Origin of the sequence: Streptomyces aureocirculatus (assembly GCF_000720475.1) — a bacterium.
Classification (GTDB): Bacteria; Actinomycetota; Actinomycetes; order Streptomycetales; family Streptomycetaceae; genus Streptomyces; species Streptomyces aureocirculatus.
Genome location: NZ_JOAP01000040.1, coordinates 94,184 through 110,352, shown reverse-complemented (window position 1 = coordinate 110,352; position 16,169 = coordinate 94,184). Strand labels below are relative to the sequence as shown.

Below are 16,169 nucleotides of genomic sequence, written 5' to 3'. Positions count from 1 at the left end.
GTCGGCCGGGGGGGCGGGCAGTGTCCTGGTTCCGGATCGCCGGACGGGCGCAGGGCAGCCACCGGCACGGTCAGTGCAACCGGCGGCGCTCCTCGCGGCGCTGTGCCCGCAGCGCACGCCGTTCCTCCTTGCGCAGCTTCCGGTCCACCCCCACCCCGCCCATCAGGGCGAACCCGGTGACGACGACCCGGGGTGAGCCGGGTGTGCCCACCCCCGTCGCGTCGTCGTCGAAGCCGCCCATGATCCCGAAGCCCTTGACGGTGACGTTCAGCTCCGGCGGCACGGTGACGTGGATGCCGCCCATGAGCGCGAAGCAGCGGATGACGACGTCCCGGTCGGCGAAGCGGGCCTCGCGCAGGTCGATCTCGCCGCCGCCCCACATCGCGAACGACGTGAAGAGCCGCCCGATCGTCCAGCCGCCCTTGCGGTTGAAGCCGCCCCAGATGGCGACCGCCCCGGTGGACGAGGGCTCACCGCCGACGACCCGCTCGGACCAGTCGATCTCCAGGGAGCCGTCGTCGTCCGTGGTCCGCTTGGCCATGGAGATCCTGGGCCCCGGCTGCAGGGCGGCGGGCAGATCATGGGTGAGGGGGCTCAGCTCGCCGTAGGTGCGGGCCCGGTAGGCCGCGTCCAGGCGCTCGCCGAACTCCTCCATGTCCAGGCGGCCCTCGGCCAGCGCCTCGCGGAGCGCGTCGGCGACCCGCTCACGGTCGGCGTCGGATGCCCGCAGCCGGTCGTGGCTCAGCTCGGCGGAACCCGGCGCCGCGGGGGTCAGGTCGGCGGGGCGCGGGGCGGGAGCGGTGGGAGAGTCCGGCCCTTCGGGGCGCGGCGGCGTGGGCTCGGCGTCCGTCATGTCGGCAGCCTACGAGGTCACCCGGTCCGCGTACATCTTGGCGATGACCGCTTCGATGTCGGGTTCCCGCACGGACAGGTCCACCAGCGGGTAGCGCGCCGCGACCGCGGCGACGAGCGGCGCGGCCGACGCGGCGGCGGGGAACGCCAGCCACTGCCGGGGGCCCTCGACCTTCACGACCCGCGCCGACTCGACCTCCAGGGGCGGAAGTTCGCGTTCCAGGTCGACGACGAGGGTGCGTTCGCTCTCGCCCACCTCGTGCAGACCGGCGAGCGGACCGTCGTACATCAGGTGCCCGTGGTCGATGACCATGACGCGGCGGCACAACTGCTCGATGTCGGTGAGGTCGTGGGTGGTCAGGAGCACGGTGGTGCCGGATTCGGTGTTCAAGTCGCGCAGGAAGGTGCGGACTTTGGCCTTGCTGACCACGTCCAGGCCGATCGTCGGCTCGTCCAGGTACAGCACCTCCGGGTCGTGCAGGAGCGCCGCCGCGATGTCGCCGCGCATCCGCTGCCCGAGCGAGAGCTGGCGCACGGGCACGTCCAGGAGGGCGCCCAGATCCAGGAGTTGCACGCAGCGGTCCAGGTTCTCGGCGTACCGGCGGTCCGGGATGCGGTACATGCGGTGCATCAGGCGGTACGAGTCGATGAGCGGCAGGTCCCACCACAGCGTGGTGCGCTGCCCGAAGACCACGCCGATCCGCCGCGCGAGGCGGGTGCGCTCGCGTGCCGGGTCGATGCCCGCGACCCGCAGTTGGCCGCCGCTCGGGGTGAGGATGCCGGTCAGCATCTTGATCGTGGTGGACTTCCCGGCGCCGTTCGGCCCGATGTAGCCGACCATCTCGCCGCGCCGCACCCGGAAGGTGATCCCGTCCACGGCACGCACCTGGTGCCGCTCACGGCGCAGGAAGCCGGTCTTCTTGCGTACGTCGAAGACCTTCTCGACGCCGTCGAGCGCGATGAAGTCGGCGTCCGGGTCGTCCTTGATGTCCCTCGTGATGTCACTCGTGATGTCCCTCGTGATGTCACTCGTGATGTCACTCGTGCTGTCCCTGGTGCTGTCGCTCGTGCTGTCGCTGGTGCTGTCCATGGTGTGCTCAGCTTCCTGTGCTGCGGTACGAGCGGAGGCCCGCGCGCCAGGCGAGACCGGCGAGCGCGCAGCACGCGACGGCCACCAGGGGCGGTGTGAAGGCCGCCCACGTCGGCAGGGCCAGCGGATAGGGGCGCCCGAGCACGTACAGGCCGGGCAGCCAGTTGACGAAGGCGATGGGCACCAGGAAAGTGGCGCCGCGCACCAGGTCCTTGGCGAAGACGGTCGGCGGGTACTGCAGGAGCGTGTTGCCGCCGTAGGTGAAGGCGTTCTGCACCTCGGAGGCGTCCTGGGCGAGGAACTGGAAGGCCGCGCCCGCGATGAAGACCGCCACGAAGATGCCCGCGCCGCTCACCAGCATCAGCGGGATCAGCAGGACCTTGAGGGGCGTCCAGGCGAGGTCGAGGGCGAACAGGGCGTACCCGAGGATCAGCAGGCCCTGTGTCACCCTGCCGAGGCGCCTGAGCGCGAACTGGTCCGCCGCGACCTGCGCGAGCACCGGCGCGGGGCGTACCAGGAGGGTGTCGAGGGTGCCGTCGCGCACCCGTCTGCCGAGCCGGTCCATGGAGCCGATGGCCAGGTCGGCGAGGCCGAAGGCGGTGGACGCCGCGCCGTACAGGAAGGCGACCTCGGCGAGACGGTAGCCGCCGAGCGCGTCGACCTGGGAGAACATCAGCAGGATCGCGACGAAGTCGAGGGCCGTGGCCGCGAAGTTGCCGAGGGCCGTCATGGCGAAGGACGCCCGGTAGGCCATGGTGGAGCGGATCCACATCGCGCTGATCATGCGGTAGGCGCGCAGGCCGTCCAGGGCCCGGGCCAGTGGTCCTTCGGCGGTGCCGTCGCGGAGCCCGGAGGGCGCGTCGCGGGCCGCCCCGTCCCGCAGCGTCGGCTCAGCCACCCTGCACCACCACCCTGCGCGTCGCCACGGACTGCAGCAGCCGCCCGCCCGCGAGCAGCACGGCGGCCCATCCGGCCTGGAACGCGTACGTGGCGAGCAGGTCCATGCCCGTGCGCTTGCCGAGGAAGACATCGGCGGGCACCTGCATCAGCGCCGACCAGGGCAGGGCGCGGGCGATCTCGCCGAGCGCCCCAGGGAAGACGTTCAGCGGGAGGAGCATCCCGGAGAAGAACATGCTGGCGAGCCACGCGATCTGCGCCACACCGGCGCCGTCGATGAGCCAGAAGGCGCTGAGCGCCACCAGGAACCGCAGCGCGAAGCTGACGAGCACCCCGAGCAGCACGGCGACCGCCGCCGCGAGCCACGTCAAGGCGTCGCCCGGCAGGGCCAGGGAGAAGAAGAGCCCGCCGAACGCCATCGGCGCCACACCCCGCGCGAGCAACTGGAACGCGCCCCGGCCCAGGTCCCCCGCCAGCCACCACGCCTGGAGGTCCGCAGGGCGGTACAGGTCGATGGCGATGTCACCGGTGCGGATGCGCGCCATCAGCTCGTCCTCGAAGCCGCCGCCCATCACCGCGACCGTGGTCAGGAGGGCCTGGCCGATCCACACGTACGTGAGAGCCTGCGCCTGGTCGTATCCTCCAAGTCCAGGCTTCTCGTCCCACAGGGCAATATAGGTGTAGGTCAGGATCACTCCGAAGACAGTGTTGGTGAAGACACCGGCCAAGGTCGCGATCCGGTACGTGGCGTATCGCCGGAAGCTGCCCCCGGCGACGGCCGCGTACAGGCGGAACCGTCCTGATCTCACGCACATCCCTTTCAGAGAGCCTCGTCCCGCTCCAGGCCACCGCGCCCGGGCCCGTCCCGGACCGAAGCGCAGGAGCCTAGTGCGGACGGGTCCGCCCGTGCCAGGCAATTTCGGCCGCGGTGCGTCCCTGGTCGGGAAGGTGTGCGTGGCAGTGTGCAATGGGTCGTACGAGGCGTACTGGATGTATGAGGCGTACGAGGTGTACGACGCGAACCGGGAGTTCCGCGAGACATGAGCAGCGACGAGCCACAGCGGCAGTTGGGCGACGGGAAGGAAGAGCCCGCCGCCCGGCGAGGGGAACCCGCCGCCCGGCAGAGCGGGCCGGCCGACGGCCCCGGAAGCCGTGCCCCTCGGCCGAGTGACCCCGCTCAGGGCCCCACCGCCCCGAAGGGGCCCATCCCCCCGAGGCCCACGGCCCCGAAGGGCGGCCGCGCCACCCCGGAGAACCGTCCGGCGGCTCCGGGCAACGGCCCTGGGGCTCCGGACAACAGCCCGACGGCTCCGAAGGACGGCCCGGCCACGCAGCGGCTCCGGCCCGTCGGCGGCAAGGGCAGCGCGGGTGGGGCTGGTGCAGCGTCCGGTGCGGCTGGTGGGGCTGGTGCGGCGTCCGGCGCCGCCGCCTCCGCGCACCCCGCCCCCGACCCCTCCACCCAGCAGCTCAGGCCCGTCCCCGGTGGTCAGGGGCAGCGGCGCCCGCAGTGGGCGTCCCGTGAGCCCGATGGCGGCCCCGGCGGCACCCCTGGGGCCGCGGCCGCCGCTGCCGCCGACGCCCCCGTGCCCGGCGAGAAGGGCGGGAACGGCAAGAAGGGCAAGAAGAAGCGGCCCAAGCGCAAGGGCTGGCGGCGGCTCTTCCCGACGTGGCGCATGGTCCTCGGCGGGTTCATCTTCGTGGTCCTGCTGTGCGTGGGCGCGTTCGCCGCGGGCTATCTGCTCATCGACATCCCGCCCGCCAACGCCACGGCCACCAAGCAGGCCAACGTCTATCTGTACGCCGACGGCACCGAGCTGGCCAGGGACGACAGCAAGGGCATGAACCGCGAGAACGTGCGGCTGTCCAAGGTCCCCAAGCATGTGCAGCACGCCGTGCTCGCCGCCGAGGACCGGGACTTCTACGGTGAGTCCGCCGTCGACCCGAAGGCGATGCTCCGCGCCGCGTACAACACCGTCACCGGCAAGGGCAAGCAGTCCGGCTCGACGATCACGCAGCAGTACGTGAAGAACTACTACCTGGGCCAGGAGCAGACCGTCTCCCGCAAGGTGAAGGAGTTCTTCATCGCGATCAAGCTGGACCGCGAGGTGAGCAAGGACGACATCCTCGAGGGCTATCTGAACACCAGCTACTTCGGCCGCAACGCCTACGGCGTGCAGGCCGCCGCCCAGGCGTACTACGGCAAGGACGTCGAGGACCTCACCGTGGGCCAGGGCGCCTACCTCGCCACGCTGGTGAACGCCCCGAACGCCTACGACGTGGTGGCCCACCCGGAGAACAAGCCGAACGCCATGGGCCGCTGGAACTACGTCCTGAACGGCATGGTCAAGGAGGGCTGGCTGCCCGCCGCCGAGCGGCAGCAGAAGTTCCCGATGCCGGAGCAGGCCAAGGGCAACCAGGACCTGTCCGGGCAGCGCGGCTATGTGGTCAAGGCCGTCGAGGACTACCTCATCGACAACCGGATCATCGAGGAGGACGACCTCCACAAGGGCGGCTACCGCATCACGACGACCCTGCAGAAGCCCCGGCAGGACGCCTTCGTGAAGGCCGTCGACGACCAGGTGATGTCGAAGGTCGACAAGAAGGCCCGCAAGATCGACCGGAACGTGCGGGTGGGCGGTGCCTCCGTGGACCCGGCGACCGGCAAGGTCGTGGCGATGTACGGCGGCATCGACTACACCAAGCAGTTCGTCAACAACGCGACCCGCCGCGACTACCAGGTCGGCTCGACCTTCAAGCCGTTCGTGTTCACCTCGGCCGTGCAGAACGACTCGGTCACCCAGGCCGGTCAGCCGATCACACCGAACACCGTCTACGACGGCAACAACAAGCGTCCCGTGCAGGGCTGGGACGGCGGCACGTACGCGCCCGCCAACGAGGACGACGGCATGTACGGCGACATCACCGTGCGCGAGGCCACCGACAAGTCGGTGAACTCGGTGTACGCGCAGATGGCCGTCGACGTGGGCTCCGACCGGGTCAAGGACACCGCGGTCGCGCTCGGCGTGCCGGAGAAGACCCCGGACCTCACCGCGTCCCCGTCCATCGCGCTCGGCCCGTCCACGGCGTCCGTGCTCGACATGACGCAGGCCTACGCGACCCTCGCCAACCACGGCCAGCACGGCTCGTACACGATGGTCGAGAAGGTCACCAAGAACGGCGAGGAGGTCACGCTGCCGGAGCGGGGCGAGAAGACGGCGGTGAGCCGGGAGGCCGCCGACACCACGACCTCGGTCCTGCGCAGCGTCGTCGACTCCGGCACCGGCACGGCGGCGCTCGCCGCGGGCCGTCCCGCGGCCGGCAAGACCGGTACGGCGGAGGAGGACAAGGCGGCCTGGTTCGCCGGTTACACCCCGGACCTGGCGACGGTCGTGGCCATCATGGGCGCCGACCCGGAGACGGCCAAGCAGACGCCGCTGTACGGGGCGCTCGGTGAGCAGCGCATCAACGGCGGCGGCTATCCGGCGAAGGTCTGGGCGCAGTTCACCAAGGACGCCCTCGACGGCAAGCCGGTCAAGGAGTTCGACCTGGAGCTCGAGCCCGGCGCGGACGTGCCGCCCCCGGACCCGTCGGGCAGCCCCGAGGACCCCGGCACCGACGAGGACACCGGCGGCACGACGGACGGGACCGACGGTGGCACGGACGGCACCGACGGGGGCACCACCGACGGCGGCGCGGCGGACGGCGGCACCGACCAGGGCGGTCAGGGCGGTCCTGACCAGGGCGGTCAGACCCAGGGGCAGAACCAGGGCCCGACCGGCGGCCCCGGCCAGGGCGGCCAGACGCAGGGCCAGGACCAGGGGCAGACCCAGGGGCCGACGCAGGGACAGACCCAGGGGCCGACCGACGGCACGGCGGACGGCGGCGCGGCCGACGGGGGTGCCGCGGACGGTGGCGCCGCCGACGGCGGCGGGCAGGGCCAGGGTGCCCTCGGCGGGCTCACGGAGGGAACGACGCCCGGGCGGGGCGGGCGGGACTGAACCGTTCCGCAGCCCGAAGGGGGCCGGGGCCGATGCGGCCCCGGCCCCCTTCGTCGTTCAGTGACCGCTCGTCGCCTTCAGGCCCACCACGGCCACCAGGAGCAGACAGACGAAGAAGATCCGGGCGGCGGTGGTGGGCTCGCCAAGCGCGACCATGCCGACCACCGCGGCTCCGGCGGCACCGATGCCGACCCACACGCCGTAGGCCGTGCCGATGGGCAGGGTCTTCGCGGCGTACGAGAGCAGCACCATGCTGGCGACGATGCCCGCGCCGGTGAACACGCTCGGCCACAGGCGGGTGAACCCGTCGGTGAACTTCATTCCGATCGACCAGCCGACCTCGAGCAGACCGGCGACGACAAGCAGGACCCAGGCCATGACGGCACCTCCGAAAAGTGGACTTCAGGGGTGCGTCGTCTTTGCGGATCCCGGTACGGCGCGTCTCGTCGGGTGCTTCCACGGTAGCAAGGGGCATGGAGAAGGGGCTGGTGACGATGGTCACCAGCCCCCGGGACCTTCCCCGGGACCTTTCCCAGGGCCTTCTCCCAGGACCTTCCCCCAGGGCCTTCTCCCAGGACCTTTCCCCAGGGTCTTCCCCCAGGACCTTCCTACAGGTACAGGCCCGTCGAGTCCTCGGAGCCCTCGAAGCGGTCCGCGGCCACGGCGTGCAGATCGCGCTCGCGCATCAGGACGTACGCCACGCCCCGCACCTCGACCTCGGCCCGGTCCTCCGGGTCGTACAGGACCCGGTCGCCCGGCTCGACCGTGCGCACGTTCTGGCCGACGGCGACGACCTCGGCCCAGGCGAGCCGCTTGCCGACGGCCGCGGTCGCGGGGATCAGGATGCCGCCGCCGGAGCGGCGCTCGCCCTCCGCGGTGTCCTGGCGCACGAGCACGCGGTCGTGCAGCATCCGGATCGGCAGCTTGTCGTCGTGGGTGCTTGGTTCAGATGTCTTGGCGCTCACGCCCCGAACCTACCTGCCCGCGAGCGCCCTGTACGCCCCTGGGTCAGGCCTTGCGGCGCTTGGTGCCCACCGTAAGCAGCCCGACCACGCCCACCACGAGCAGGGCCACGGGCACGATCCGCTCCAGGCGCGGCTCGCCGCTCTCCGCGACGAACTGGCCCTTCACGTCGGAGACGAGACGGTTCGCCCCGACGTAGGCACGGCCGAGCGTGTGGTCCACCTTCGAGGCGACCTTGGCCTTGGCGTCGCCGACGATCGTCTTCGGGTGGACCCGCACCCCGATCTCGTCGAGGGTTTCGGCGAGCTGCTCGCGCCGGCGCTTGATGTCCGCCTCGATCTGCGCAGGGGTCCTGGCATCCGCATCCGACACGGCGCTGCCTCCGTGGGTGTGTGTCGTGCACTGGTCGATCCACAGTCTGTCAGCTTCGCCCGCGCCGCACCCCGCGGCACCCCCATTACGCTCGACCCCGTCACCACACCCCTATGCGTGTGCGCCCCCGTGCGCGCCGTGCGAGGAGACCGGAAATGAGCGAGCGACTGCAGCCCGGGGACACCGCCCCCGCCTTCACCCTGCCCGACGCGGACGGCGCGGAGGTGTCCCTGGCGGACCACAAGGGCCGCAAGGTCATCGTGTACTTCTACCCCGCCGCGCTCACCCCCGGCTGCACCAAGCAGGCCTGCGACTTCACCGACAACCTGGACGTGCTCGCCGCCGCGGGCTACGACGTCATCGGGGTCTCCCCCGACAAGCCGGAGAAGCTCGCGAAGTTCCGCGAGAAGGAGAACCTCAAGGTCACGCTGGTGGGCGACCCGGCCAAGGAGACCCTTGAGGCGTACGGCGCCTTCGGCGAGAAGAAGCTGTACGGCAAGACCGTGACCGGTGTGATCCGCTCCACGGTCGTCGTGGACGAGGAGGGCAAGGTCGAGCACGCCTTCTACAACGTCAAGGCGACCGGGCACGTAGCGAAGATCATCAGGGACCTGGGCGTCTGAGGTACCGCGCGCTTTCGCCGCCGGTCGGGCCGCCGGTCCGGCCGCCGGTGGGCCGCCGGGCCAGTCGCTGCCCGTGGCCGCAAAATGTGACGAAGCCCCCCTCTCCGGGGGCTTCCGTTTGCGATCGCGGAGTTCGAGCAAGCGTTGCGAGGGGCCCTGTCCGCAGGGCCCCGAGAATCACCCCGCAGCGAAAGGACCAGGGCCATGGCGGCCAGCAGTCATCAGGCCGACCCCGAGGCCACCGCGCATCCCGGCGCCGACCCCGAGGCGGTGAAACGTCACCGCACCCTGTTCCGGGCCGTCAGACGGCGCCGGAACCCGCCTCTGCGGCGCACCGACATCACGGTGACCGACGAAGCTGCGGTACGCAGGGCGGTGAAGGCGGCGTCACTCGGCAATGCCATGGAGTGGTTCGACTTCGGCATCTACAGCTATCTGGCCGTCACCCTCGGTCATGTCTTCTTCCCCTCCGGGAACGACACGGTCCAGTTGCTCTCGTCGTTCGCCACGTTCGCGGTGTCGTTCCTGGTGCGGCCGGTCGGCGGCATGGTGTTCGGTCCGATGGGCGACAAGGTCGGCCGCAAGAAGGTCCTCGCCCTGACGATGATCCTCATGGCGATCGGCACCTTCGCCATCGGCCTCGTCCCGAGCTACGCCACCATCGGCTTCTGGGCCCCGGTACTGCTGATCTTCTTCCGCCTCGTGCAGGGCTTCTCCACGGGCGGTGAGTACGGCGGCGCCTCGACGTTCATCGCCGAGTACGCCCCGGACAAGCGGCGCGGCTTCTTCGGCAGCTTCCTGGAGTTCGGCACGCTCGCCGGTTACGCGGGCGCGGCCGGGCTCGTCACCATTCTGACCACGCTGCTCGACGACGGCGCCATGGAGTCGTGGGGCTGGCGGATCCCGTTCCTGGTCGCGGGCCCGCTCGGTCTTGTCGGTCTCTATCTGCGGCTGCGCCTCGACGAGACCCCGGCGTTCCAGAAGCTGGAGGACCAGACGTACCACTCGGCGACCGAGGCGGCCTCCGCCGTCGAGACGTCAGCCAAGGGCGACCTGGCGAAGATCTTCCGCCACTACTGGCCGTCGCTCATCCTCTGCGTCGCCCTGGTCGGCGCGTACAACATCACCCACTACATGCTCCTGTCGTACATGCCCACGTATCTGACCGACGAGCTGGGCTACGACGACAGCCACGGCCTGCTGATCCTCATCGGCACCATGCTGGTCCTGATGCTGGTGATCAGCCGGGTAGGTGTCCTGTCGGACCGCTACGGCCGCAAGCCGCTCCTGATGGCGGGCATGATCGGCTTCTTCGTCCTGTCGATCCCGGCCTTCCTGCTCATCAAGCAGGGCGCCCTGGTCGCCGTCTCCGCGGGCATGCTGATGCTCGGCCTTTCGCTGGTGTGCCTGCTCGGCACGATGTCCGCGACGCTGCCCGCGCTGTTCCCCACACCGGTGCGGTACGGCTCGCTCTCGGTCGGCTACAACGTCTCCGCCTCGCTGTTCGGTGGTACGGCGCCGCTGGTGATCACCGCGCTGATCAGCGTCTCGGGCAGTGACATGATGCCCGCGTACTACGCCATGGCGGCCGCGCTCGTCGGCATCGTCGCGGTGGCCTGCCTGAAGGAGACCGCCCAGCAGCCGCTCAACGGATCCCCGCCGTCGGTGGAGAGCAAGGAGGAGGCGGCCGAGCTGGTGGAGGCGCAGGCCGCGGTCCCGAAGTTCTGACTCCCCGGGCGGCTTCGGCCGGGCGGCCATTACGATGGGCCCGGCACGCGGCCGTGGTGGAACTGGCAGTCACGCTGGGTTTAGGTCCCAGTGGGGTAACTCCCGTGAGGGTTCGAGTCCCTCCGGCCGCACGACGACCAAGGGCGCCCCTGATGAGGGGCGCCCTTCGTCATGCCCGGCGCCGGGCCCGGCTCAGCCGAGGAGTTCCCGTACCACCGGCGCGAGCGCGCGGAACGCCTTGCCGCGGTGGCTGATCGCGTTCTTCTCCGCCGCCGTCAGCTCGGCGCAGGTACGGGTCTCGCCCTCGGGCTGGAGCACCGGGTCGTAGCCGAAGCCGCCGGTGCCCGCGGGGGTGTGCCGCAGGGTGCCGAGCAGACGGCCCTCGACGACCCGCTCCGTGCCGTCGGGCAGCGCGAGGGCCGCCGCGCACGCGAAGTGGGCGCCGCGGTGCGGATCGTCGATGTCGCCGAGCTGCGCGAGCAGCAGGTCGAGGTTGGCGCGGTCGTCGCCGTGCCGGCCCGCCCAGCGCGCGGAGAAGATGCCGGGGGCGCCGCCGAGCACGTCGACGCACAGGCCCGAGTCGTCGGCGACCGCGGGCAGACCGGTGGCCTTGGCGAGTGCGTGCGCCTTGAGCAGGGCGTTCTCGGCGAAGGTGACGCCGGTCTCCTTGACGTCGGGGACCTGAGGGTAGGCGTCGGCGCCGACGAGTTCGTGGTCGAGCCCGGCGTCGGCGAGGATCGCCTTGAGCTCGGTGAGCTTGCCGGAGTTGCGGGTGGCGAGGATGAGGCGGGTCATGGGACCAGTATTCCGCCTGATCCCGTCCCGTCGGCGTGACCGGGGCCGGGCCCCGGGGTGATCAGCTCGTGCAGACCTTCGTCAGCTCCTTGGCCGCGTCGGCGGCCGGACTGAGGTCGGGGGTCTTGTCGCCGCTGTTGGAGGCGGCGCGGACGTTGTCGACCGCCTCCTCCAGGTGGTCGAGGGCCTTGTCGACGTCGGCGTCCTCGGACTTGTCGCGGATGTCGTCGAGGTTGTCCTCGATGTCGTCGAGCGACTTGTCCGCCTTCGATGGGTTCATGGCGGCGTCCTGGGCCGCCTCCTGCATCTCGTCGACGTTGTCGTGGATGGCGTCGGCCGTCTTGACGCAGTCGACGGCCTTGTCGACGGGGTCGCAGCCCACGAGGCCGACGCCCGCCGGAACGGCGATCAGAGCGGTGATGATGGCGGTAGCGGTACGGCGGTGGCGCGCGGCCATGCGTGGTTCCCTCCCCGGTTGCGGACGGGCGTACGGCTTGGCCCGTACGCCCGCATGGATAAGAACGCCCGTCCGGGCCTCGAGGGTTGCTTCCCTTGCCGACGGCAACGAATCGCAACTGGGCCGTGCCGCTCACCACTTGGCCATATCCCGCCGCCCCGGCGGGACACGGGTCCGCGCGGCCGCCCTACTTGACCGTTTCGAGCGCCTCGCGCTGCAACGCCGTGAGCTGCGTACAGCCGCCGACCGCGAGGTCGAGCAGCGCGTCGAGCTCCGCGCGGTCGAACGGCTCGGCCTCGGCCGTGCCCTGGATCTCGACGAAGCGGCCGTCGCCGGTGCACACGACGTTCATGTCGGTGTCGGCCTTCACGTCCTCCTCGTACGCGAGGTCGAGCAGCGGCACACCGCCGACGATGCCGACGGAGACGGCGCTGACGGTGCCGGTGAGCGGCTTGCGCCCGGCCTTGACCAGCTTCTTGCCCTGGGCCCAGGCGACGGCGTCGGCGAGCGCGACGTAGGCGCCGGTGATGGCCGCGGTGCGGGTGCCGCCGTCAGCCTGGAGGACGTCGCAGTCAAGGACGACGGTGTTCTCGCCGAGGGCCTTGTAGTCGATCACGGCGCGCAGGCTGCGGCCGATCAGGCGGCTGATCTCGTGCGTACGGCCGCCGATCTTGCCGCGTACGGACTCGCGGTCGCCGCGGGTGTTGGTGGAGCGCGGCAGCATCGAGTACTCGGCGGTGACCCACCCCTCGCCGCTGCCCTTGCGCCAGCGGGGCACGCCCTCCGTGACGGATGCCGTGCAGAAGACCTTGGTGTCGCCGAAGGAGATGAGGACGGAGCCCTCTGCGTGCTTGCTCCAGTTGCGCTCAATGGTCACCGGGCGGAGTTGTTCGGGGGTACGGCCGTCGAATCGAGACATGGCGTCGAGCCTAGCGTGGCGTTGAGCCTGGCCTTTGCGCAGTTGCCGGAGTGCCGCCCATGCCCGCCGATCGGCCTGACGGCCTCGTCCTCAATCGCCGGACAGGCTTGACCTTCCACGCGTCGAGGGCCCCGTTCCGACTGCCGGAACGGGGCCCTCGTACGCCGCTCGGCTAGCGCCTCGTCACATCAGGTCTTCGATGTCGGCGGCGATCGGGTCGGCATCCGTGCCGATGACGACCTGGATCGCGGTGCCCATCTTCACGACGCCGTGCGCACCCGCGGCCTTCAGGGCCGCCTCGTCGACCAGGCCCGGGTCCTTGACCTCCGTGCGGAGGCGGGTGATGCAGCCCTCGACCTCTTCGATGTTGTCGATGCCGCCGAGCCCGGCAACGATCTTCTCAGCCTTGCTGGCCATGGTGTTCTCCCTGCTCTGAAAAGGACGCGGCCACGACACCGTAGGTCCGCTTTGTCACGGTAACGCACGGTTGGCCCATCTTCGCGGGCGGTCACGGCAGCCGTACCCAATCATGACGATCAAGGTGCGCCCCTCGTGGGGGCGTGCCGCGCACCCGTCCGCAACTGGTCTACACCAGTTTTCAACGACCGCCAAACCAGGCCGGTTCCGGGAGGAACGCCGATGAGTTCCGCTACCGCCGAGGTTCCGCAGAAGAAATGGTGGAACGGCCTTTTCCAGGGCTTGCAGAAGATGGGCCGCAGCCTGCAGTTGCCCATCGCCGTGCTGCCCGCGGCCGGCATCCTGAACCGGCTCGGCCAGCCGGACGTCTTCGGTGACGACGGCCTCGGCTGGACCAATGTGGCCAAGGTCTTCGCGGCGGCGGGCGGCGCCCTGCTCGACTCCTCGCTCGGCCTCCCCCTTCTCTTCTGCATCGGCGTCGCGATCGGCATGGCGAAGAAGGCGGACGGCTCCACGGCGCTCGCCGCGGTGGCGGGCTTCCTCGTCTACTACGCGGTCCTGCGCGCCTTCCCCGAGGACTGCCCCGCGGGCACCGACTTCGCGGGGGCGGGCATGTGGAGCGGGGTGTGCGTGGCCCAGGAAGGCGCCTCCGGTGCAGCCGGTGCTGCGGCGCAGGCCTCGTACCAGAATCCCGGCGTCTTCGGCGGCATCGTCATGGGCCTGCTCACCGCCTGGTTCTGGCAGCGCTACCACCGCGTGAAGCTGGTGGACTGGCTGGGCTTCTTCAACGGCAGGCGCCTCGTCCCCATCATCATGGCCTTCGTCGGGCTGGTCTTCGCGGGGCTGTGCGTCTGGGTCTGGCCGCCCATCGGTGACGGCCTCACCAGCTTCTCCAAGTGGCTGGTGGACCTCGGCTGGCTCGGCTCGGGGATCTTCGGCGTGGCCAACAGGGCGCTGCTCACCGTGGGCCTGCACCAGTTCCTGAACACCTTCGTCTGGTTCCAGTTCGGGGACTACACCAAGGCGGACGGCACGGTCGTGCACGGCGACATCAACCGCTTCCTGGCCGGGGACCCGACGGCCGGGCAGTTCACATCGGGCTTCTTCCCGATCATGATGTTCGCGCTGCCCGCGGCGGCTCTGGCGATCACCCACGCGGCCCGCCCGGAGCGCCGCAAGGTGGTCGGCGGCATGATGCTCTCCGTCGGTCTGACCTCGTTCGTCACCGGCATCACCGAGCCGATCGAGTACTCCTTCCTGTTCATCGCGCCCGCCCTGTACGCGATCCACGCGCTCCTCACCGGCGTCTCCATGGCGGTGACCTGGGGGCTCGGCGTCAAGGACGGCTTCAGCTTCTCCGCGGGCCTGATCGACTACGTCATCAACTGGAGTCTGGCCACAAAACCTTGGTTGATCATCCCAATCGGCCTGGCTTTCGCGGTGGTTTACTACTTCTTGTTCCTTTTTGTGATCAAGAAGTTCGACCTGGCCACCCCGGGACGCGAACCGGAGGAAGTGGCGGAGGAGTTGGACAAGGAGCAGACCAAGGCATAGACCCAGGCGCGGACACGGAAGCGGAACCTCCGCGATACCCTTGGCGAGGCCCTCGGACCCCACGGTCCGGGGGCTTTTCGACGTGGATGCGCCGTTATGGCCGACCCCACAGGAATCGCGGGTTCCTTATGTCGCCTTGACCGTGTTACAACAGGTCTACACCACTGAGTGGTGTAGACCACCTGGCTGCTGTCACCCCCCCAACTGTCCCCCCCTCGGCAGCGCCCGCACATGGAGGAAGTCATGAGTACCGCCACCACCTCGGCGGCGCCCGCGAAGAAGCGGGGCTCCGGCCTGCTGCAGGGTCTGCAGAAGGTGGGTCGCAGCCTGCAGTTGCCCATCGCCGTGCTGCCCGCGGCGGGCATCCTGCTGCGCCTCGGCCAGCCGGACGTGTTCGGCGCGGACGGCCTCGGCTGGGGCAAGGTCGCCACGGTCTTCGCCAACGCCGGTGACGCCGTGTTCTCCAACATGCCGATGCTGTTCTGCATCGGTGTGGCGATCGGCTTCGCGAAGAAGGCGGACGGCTCCACGGCCCTCGCCGCGCTCGTCGGCTTCCTCGTCTACACCAACGTCCTGAAGGCGTTCCCGGTCACCGAGGAGCAGATCAAGGCCGGTGAGGACGTCGCCGCCACGTACAACGACCCCAAGGTCTTCGGCGGCATCATCATGGGCCTGATATCCGCCGTGGTCTGGCAGCGGTTCCACCGCACCAAGCTGGTGGACTGGCTCGGCTTCTTCAACGGCCGCCGTCTGGTGCCGATCATCATGGCCTTCATCGGCACCGCCCTCGGTGTCTTCTTCGGCCTGTGCTGGGGCCCGGTCGGCGACGCGATCACCAACTTCGGCGAGTGGATGACCGGCCTCGGCTCCATCGGCGCCGGCGTCTTCGGCGTCGTCAACCGCGCGCTGCTCCCGGTCGGCATGCACCAGTTCGTGAACACCGTCGCCTGGCAGGAGATCGGCTCCTTCACGGACTCCGCGGGCACCATGTGGCACGGTGACATCCAGCGCTTCATGCACGGTGACCCGACCGCGGGCCAGTTCATGTCCGGCTTCTTCCCGATCATGATGTTCGCGCTTCCGGCCGTCGCGCTCGCCATCACGCACACCGCACGCCCCGAGCGCCGCAAGGTCGTCGGCGGCATGATGATGTCCCTCGCGCTGACCTCGTTCGTCACCGGCATCACCGAGCCGATCGAGTTCGCGTTCATGTTCATCGCCCCGGCGCTGTACGTCATCCACGCGGTCCTCACGGCCGTCGCGATGACCCTCACCTGGGCGCTCGGCGTGCACCACGGCTTCACCTTCTCCGCCGGTGCGATCGACTACGTACTGAACTGGAAGTTCGCCGAGAAGCCCTGGCTGATCATCCCGATCGGCCTGGTGTTCGCGGCCGTCTACTACGTGGTCTTCCGCTTCGCGATCGTCAAGTTCAACATCCCCACCCCGGGCCGCGAGCCCGAGGAGGAGATCGAGGACCTCACCAAGGCGTGAGCCTCGCCCG

General features: G+C 70.1%; 16 protein-coding genes, 1 tRNA gene and 1 riboswitch. Of the genes, 6 read left to right on the top strand and 11 right to left on the bottom strand.

Features of this window, described 5'->3' with window-relative positions:
* Positions 1 to 70: 70 nt before the first annotated feature.
* The 4 genes from IG78_RS0130230 to IG78_RS50700 are packed head-to-tail and all read right to left on the bottom strand — an operon-like array spanning position 71 to position 3,654.
* Positions 71 to 853 (bottom strand): DUF1707 domain-containing protein, encoded by a 783-nt coding sequence (locus IG78_RS0130230; protein ID WP_078965820.1) that lies wholly within the window; start codon positions 851 to 853, stop codon positions 71 to 73.
* Positions 854 to 862: 9 nt separating this feature from the next.
* Positions 863 to 1,942, bottom strand: a complete 1,080-nt coding sequence (locus IG78_RS0130225; protein ID WP_225882347.1) for an ABC transporter ATP-binding protein — start codon at positions 1,940 to 1,942, stop codon at positions 863 to 865.
* A 7-nt stretch (positions 1,943 to 1,949) separates the two neighbouring features.
* The gene (locus tag IG78_RS0130220) at positions 1,950 to 2,840 is read right to left on the bottom strand and encodes an ABC transporter permease (RefSeq protein ID WP_030568840.1); all 891 of its coding nucleotides are present in this window, start codon (positions 2,838 to 2,840) and stop codon (positions 1,950 to 1,952) included.
* Positions 2,833 to 3,654: an ABC transporter permease gene (locus IG78_RS50700; RefSeq protein WP_030568839.1), complete on the bottom strand. Its 822-nt coding sequence runs from the start codon at positions 3,652 to 3,654 to the stop codon at positions 2,833 to 2,835. The genes IG78_RS0130220 and IG78_RS50700 overlap by 8 nt, the downstream gene beginning before the upstream one ends.
* Positions 3,655 to 3,879: 225 nt before the next feature.
* Here IG78_RS50700 and IG78_RS0130205 point away from each other — a divergent pair, with 225 nt between their 5' ends.
* Positions 3,880 to 6,837, top strand: coding sequence for a transglycosylase domain-containing protein (locus IG78_RS0130205; protein WP_404827806.1), 2,958 nt, complete (start codon positions 3,880 to 3,882; stop codon positions 6,835 to 6,837).
* A 57-nt stretch (positions 6,838 to 6,894) separates the two neighbouring features.
* Here the strand turns inward: IG78_RS0130205 and IG78_RS0130200 are convergent, their stop codons facing one another.
* The 3 genes from IG78_RS0130200 to IG78_RS0130190 form a co-directional block, all read right to left on the bottom strand.
* Positions 6,895 to 7,215, bottom strand: coding sequence for a DMT family transporter (locus tag IG78_RS0130200; RefSeq protein ID WP_030568837.1), 321 nt, complete (start codon positions 7,213 to 7,215; stop codon positions 6,895 to 6,897).
* Positions 7,216 to 7,244: 29 nt separating this feature from the next.
* Positions 7,245 to 7,308, bottom strand: a riboswitch (guanidine-III (ykkC-III) riboswitch).
* A 137-nt stretch (positions 7,309 to 7,445) separates the two neighbouring features.
* Entirely contained in the window at positions 7,446 to 7,748 is a 303-nt protein-coding gene (locus IG78_RS0130195) for a GroES family chaperonin (RefSeq protein ID WP_106967814.1), read from the bottom strand.
* A gap of 97 nt (positions 7,749 to 7,845) precedes the next feature.
* Positions 7,846 to 8,172 (bottom strand): DUF3618 domain-containing protein, encoded by a 327-nt coding sequence (locus tag IG78_RS0130190; protein ID WP_030568836.1) that lies wholly within the window; start codon positions 8,170 to 8,172, stop codon positions 7,846 to 7,848.
* 155 nt (positions 8,173 to 8,327) lie between these two features.
* On the opposite strand from IG78_RS0130190, the gene bcp reads away from it, so the two are divergent.
* The 3 genes from bcp (at position 8,328) to IG78_RS0130175 (ending at position 10,654) form a co-directional block, all read left to right on the top strand.
* Positions 8,328 to 8,795 carry a thioredoxin-dependent thiol peroxidase gene (gene bcp, locus IG78_RS0130185; RefSeq protein ID WP_030568835.1) on the top strand — a complete coding sequence of 156 codons (468 nt, stop codon included), beginning with the start codon at positions 8,328 to 8,330 and terminating at the stop codon, positions 8,793 to 8,795.
* A 204-nt stretch (positions 8,796 to 8,999) separates the two neighbouring features.
* On the top strand, positions 9,000 to 10,523 hold the full coding sequence (gene proP, locus IG78_RS0130180) for a glycine betaine/L-proline transporter ProP (protein ID WP_030568834.1): 1,524 nt from the start codon (positions 9,000 to 9,002) through the stop codon (positions 10,521 to 10,523).
* 47 nt (positions 10,524 to 10,570) lie between these two features.
* A tRNA-Leu gene (locus tag IG78_RS0130175) sits at positions 10,571 to 10,654 on the top strand.
* 61 nt (positions 10,655 to 10,715) lie between these two features.
* Here IG78_RS0130175 and rdgB read toward each other — a convergent pair.
* The 4 genes from rdgB to IG78_RS0130155 all read right to left on the bottom strand — a co-directional run bounded on the left by rdgB (position 10,716) and on the right by IG78_RS0130155 (position 13,111).
* Positions 10,716 to 11,318: an RdgB/HAM1 family non-canonical purine NTP pyrophosphatase gene (gene rdgB, locus IG78_RS0130170; protein WP_030568833.1), complete on the bottom strand. Its 603-nt coding sequence runs from the start codon at positions 11,316 to 11,318 to the stop codon at positions 10,716 to 10,718.
* A gap of 61 nt (positions 11,319 to 11,379) precedes the next feature.
* Entirely contained in the window at positions 11,380 to 11,775 is a 396-nt protein-coding gene (locus tag IG78_RS0130165; protein WP_030568832.1) for a frataxin family protein, read from the bottom strand.
* A 187-nt stretch (positions 11,776 to 11,962) separates the two neighbouring features.
* Positions 11,963 to 12,694, bottom strand: a complete 732-nt coding sequence (gene rph, locus IG78_RS0130160; RefSeq protein ID WP_030568830.1) for a ribonuclease PH — start codon at positions 12,692 to 12,694, stop codon at positions 11,963 to 11,965.
* Between the two features lie 183 nt (positions 12,695 to 12,877).
* Positions 12,878 to 13,111, bottom strand: coding sequence for a PTS sugar transporter subunit IIB (locus tag IG78_RS0130155; protein WP_030568828.1), 234 nt, complete (start codon positions 13,109 to 13,111; stop codon positions 12,878 to 12,880).
* Between the two features lie 222 nt (positions 13,112 to 13,333).
* Between IG78_RS0130155 and IG78_RS0130150 the strand changes: the two genes are divergently transcribed.
* Together IG78_RS0130150 and IG78_RS0130145 are read left to right on the top strand one after the other, a co-directional pair.
* Positions 13,334 to 14,665, top strand: coding sequence for a PTS transporter subunit EIIC (locus IG78_RS0130150; RefSeq protein WP_030568826.1), 1,332 nt, complete (start codon positions 13,334 to 13,336; stop codon positions 14,663 to 14,665).
* Between the two features lie 243 nt (positions 14,666 to 14,908).
* Positions 14,909 to 16,159, top strand: coding sequence for a PTS transporter subunit EIIC (locus IG78_RS0130145; RefSeq protein WP_030568824.1), 1,251 nt, complete (start codon positions 14,909 to 14,911; stop codon positions 16,157 to 16,159).
* Positions 16,160 to 16,169 lie beyond the last annotated feature (10 nt).

Excerpts from the sequence above, each read along its gene's own strand:
- IG78_RS0130230 (WP_078965820.1), bottom strand. The coding sequence starts at position 853 with ATGACGGACGCCGAGCCCACGCCGCCGCGCCCCGAAGGGCCGGACTCT.
- IG78_RS0130225 (WP_225882347.1), bottom strand. The coding sequence starts at position 1,942 with ATGGACAGCACCAGCGACAGCACGAGCGACAGCACCAGGGACAGCACG.
- IG78_RS50700 (WP_030568839.1), bottom strand. The coding sequence starts at position 3,654 with ATGTGCGTGAGATCAGGACGGTTCCGCCTGTACGCGGCCGTCGCCGGG.
- IG78_RS0130205 (WP_404827806.1), top strand. The coding sequence starts at position 3,880 with ATGAGCAGCGACGAGCCACAGCGGCAGTTGGGCGACGGGAAGGAAGAG.
- IG78_RS0130200 (WP_030568837.1), bottom strand. The coding sequence starts at position 7,215 with ATGGCCTGGGTCCTGCTTGTCGTCGCCGGTCTGCTCGAGGTCGGCTGG.
- IG78_RS0130195 (WP_106967814.1), bottom strand. The coding sequence starts at position 7,748 with ATGCTGCACGACCGCGTGCTCGTGCGCCAGGACACCGCGGAGGGCGAG.
- bcp (WP_030568835.1), top strand. The coding sequence starts at position 8,328 with ATGAGCGAGCGACTGCAGCCCGGGGACACCGCCCCCGCCTTCACCCTG.
- proP (WP_030568834.1), top strand. The coding sequence starts at position 9,000 with ATGGCGGCCAGCAGTCATCAGGCCGACCCCGAGGCCACCGCGCATCCC.
- rdgB (WP_030568833.1), bottom strand. The coding sequence starts at position 11,318 with ATGACCCGCCTCATCCTCGCCACCCGCAACTCCGGCAAGCTCACCGAG.
- IG78_RS0130165 (WP_030568832.1), bottom strand. The coding sequence starts at position 11,775 with ATGGCCGCGCGCCACCGCCGTACCGCTACCGCCATCATCACCGCTCTG.
- rph (WP_030568830.1), bottom strand. The coding sequence starts at position 12,694 with ATGTCTCGATTCGACGGCCGTACCCCCGAACAACTCCGCCCGGTGACC.
- IG78_RS0130155 (WP_030568828.1), bottom strand. The coding sequence starts at position 13,111 with ATGGCCAGCAAGGCTGAGAAGATCGTTGCCGGGCTCGGCGGCATCGAC.
- IG78_RS0130150 (WP_030568826.1), top strand. The coding sequence starts at position 13,334 with ATGAGTTCCGCTACCGCCGAGGTTCCGCAGAAGAAATGGTGGAACGGC.
- IG78_RS0130145 (WP_030568824.1), top strand. The coding sequence starts at position 14,909 with ATGAGTACCGCCACCACCTCGGCGGCGCCCGCGAAGAAGCGGGGCTCC.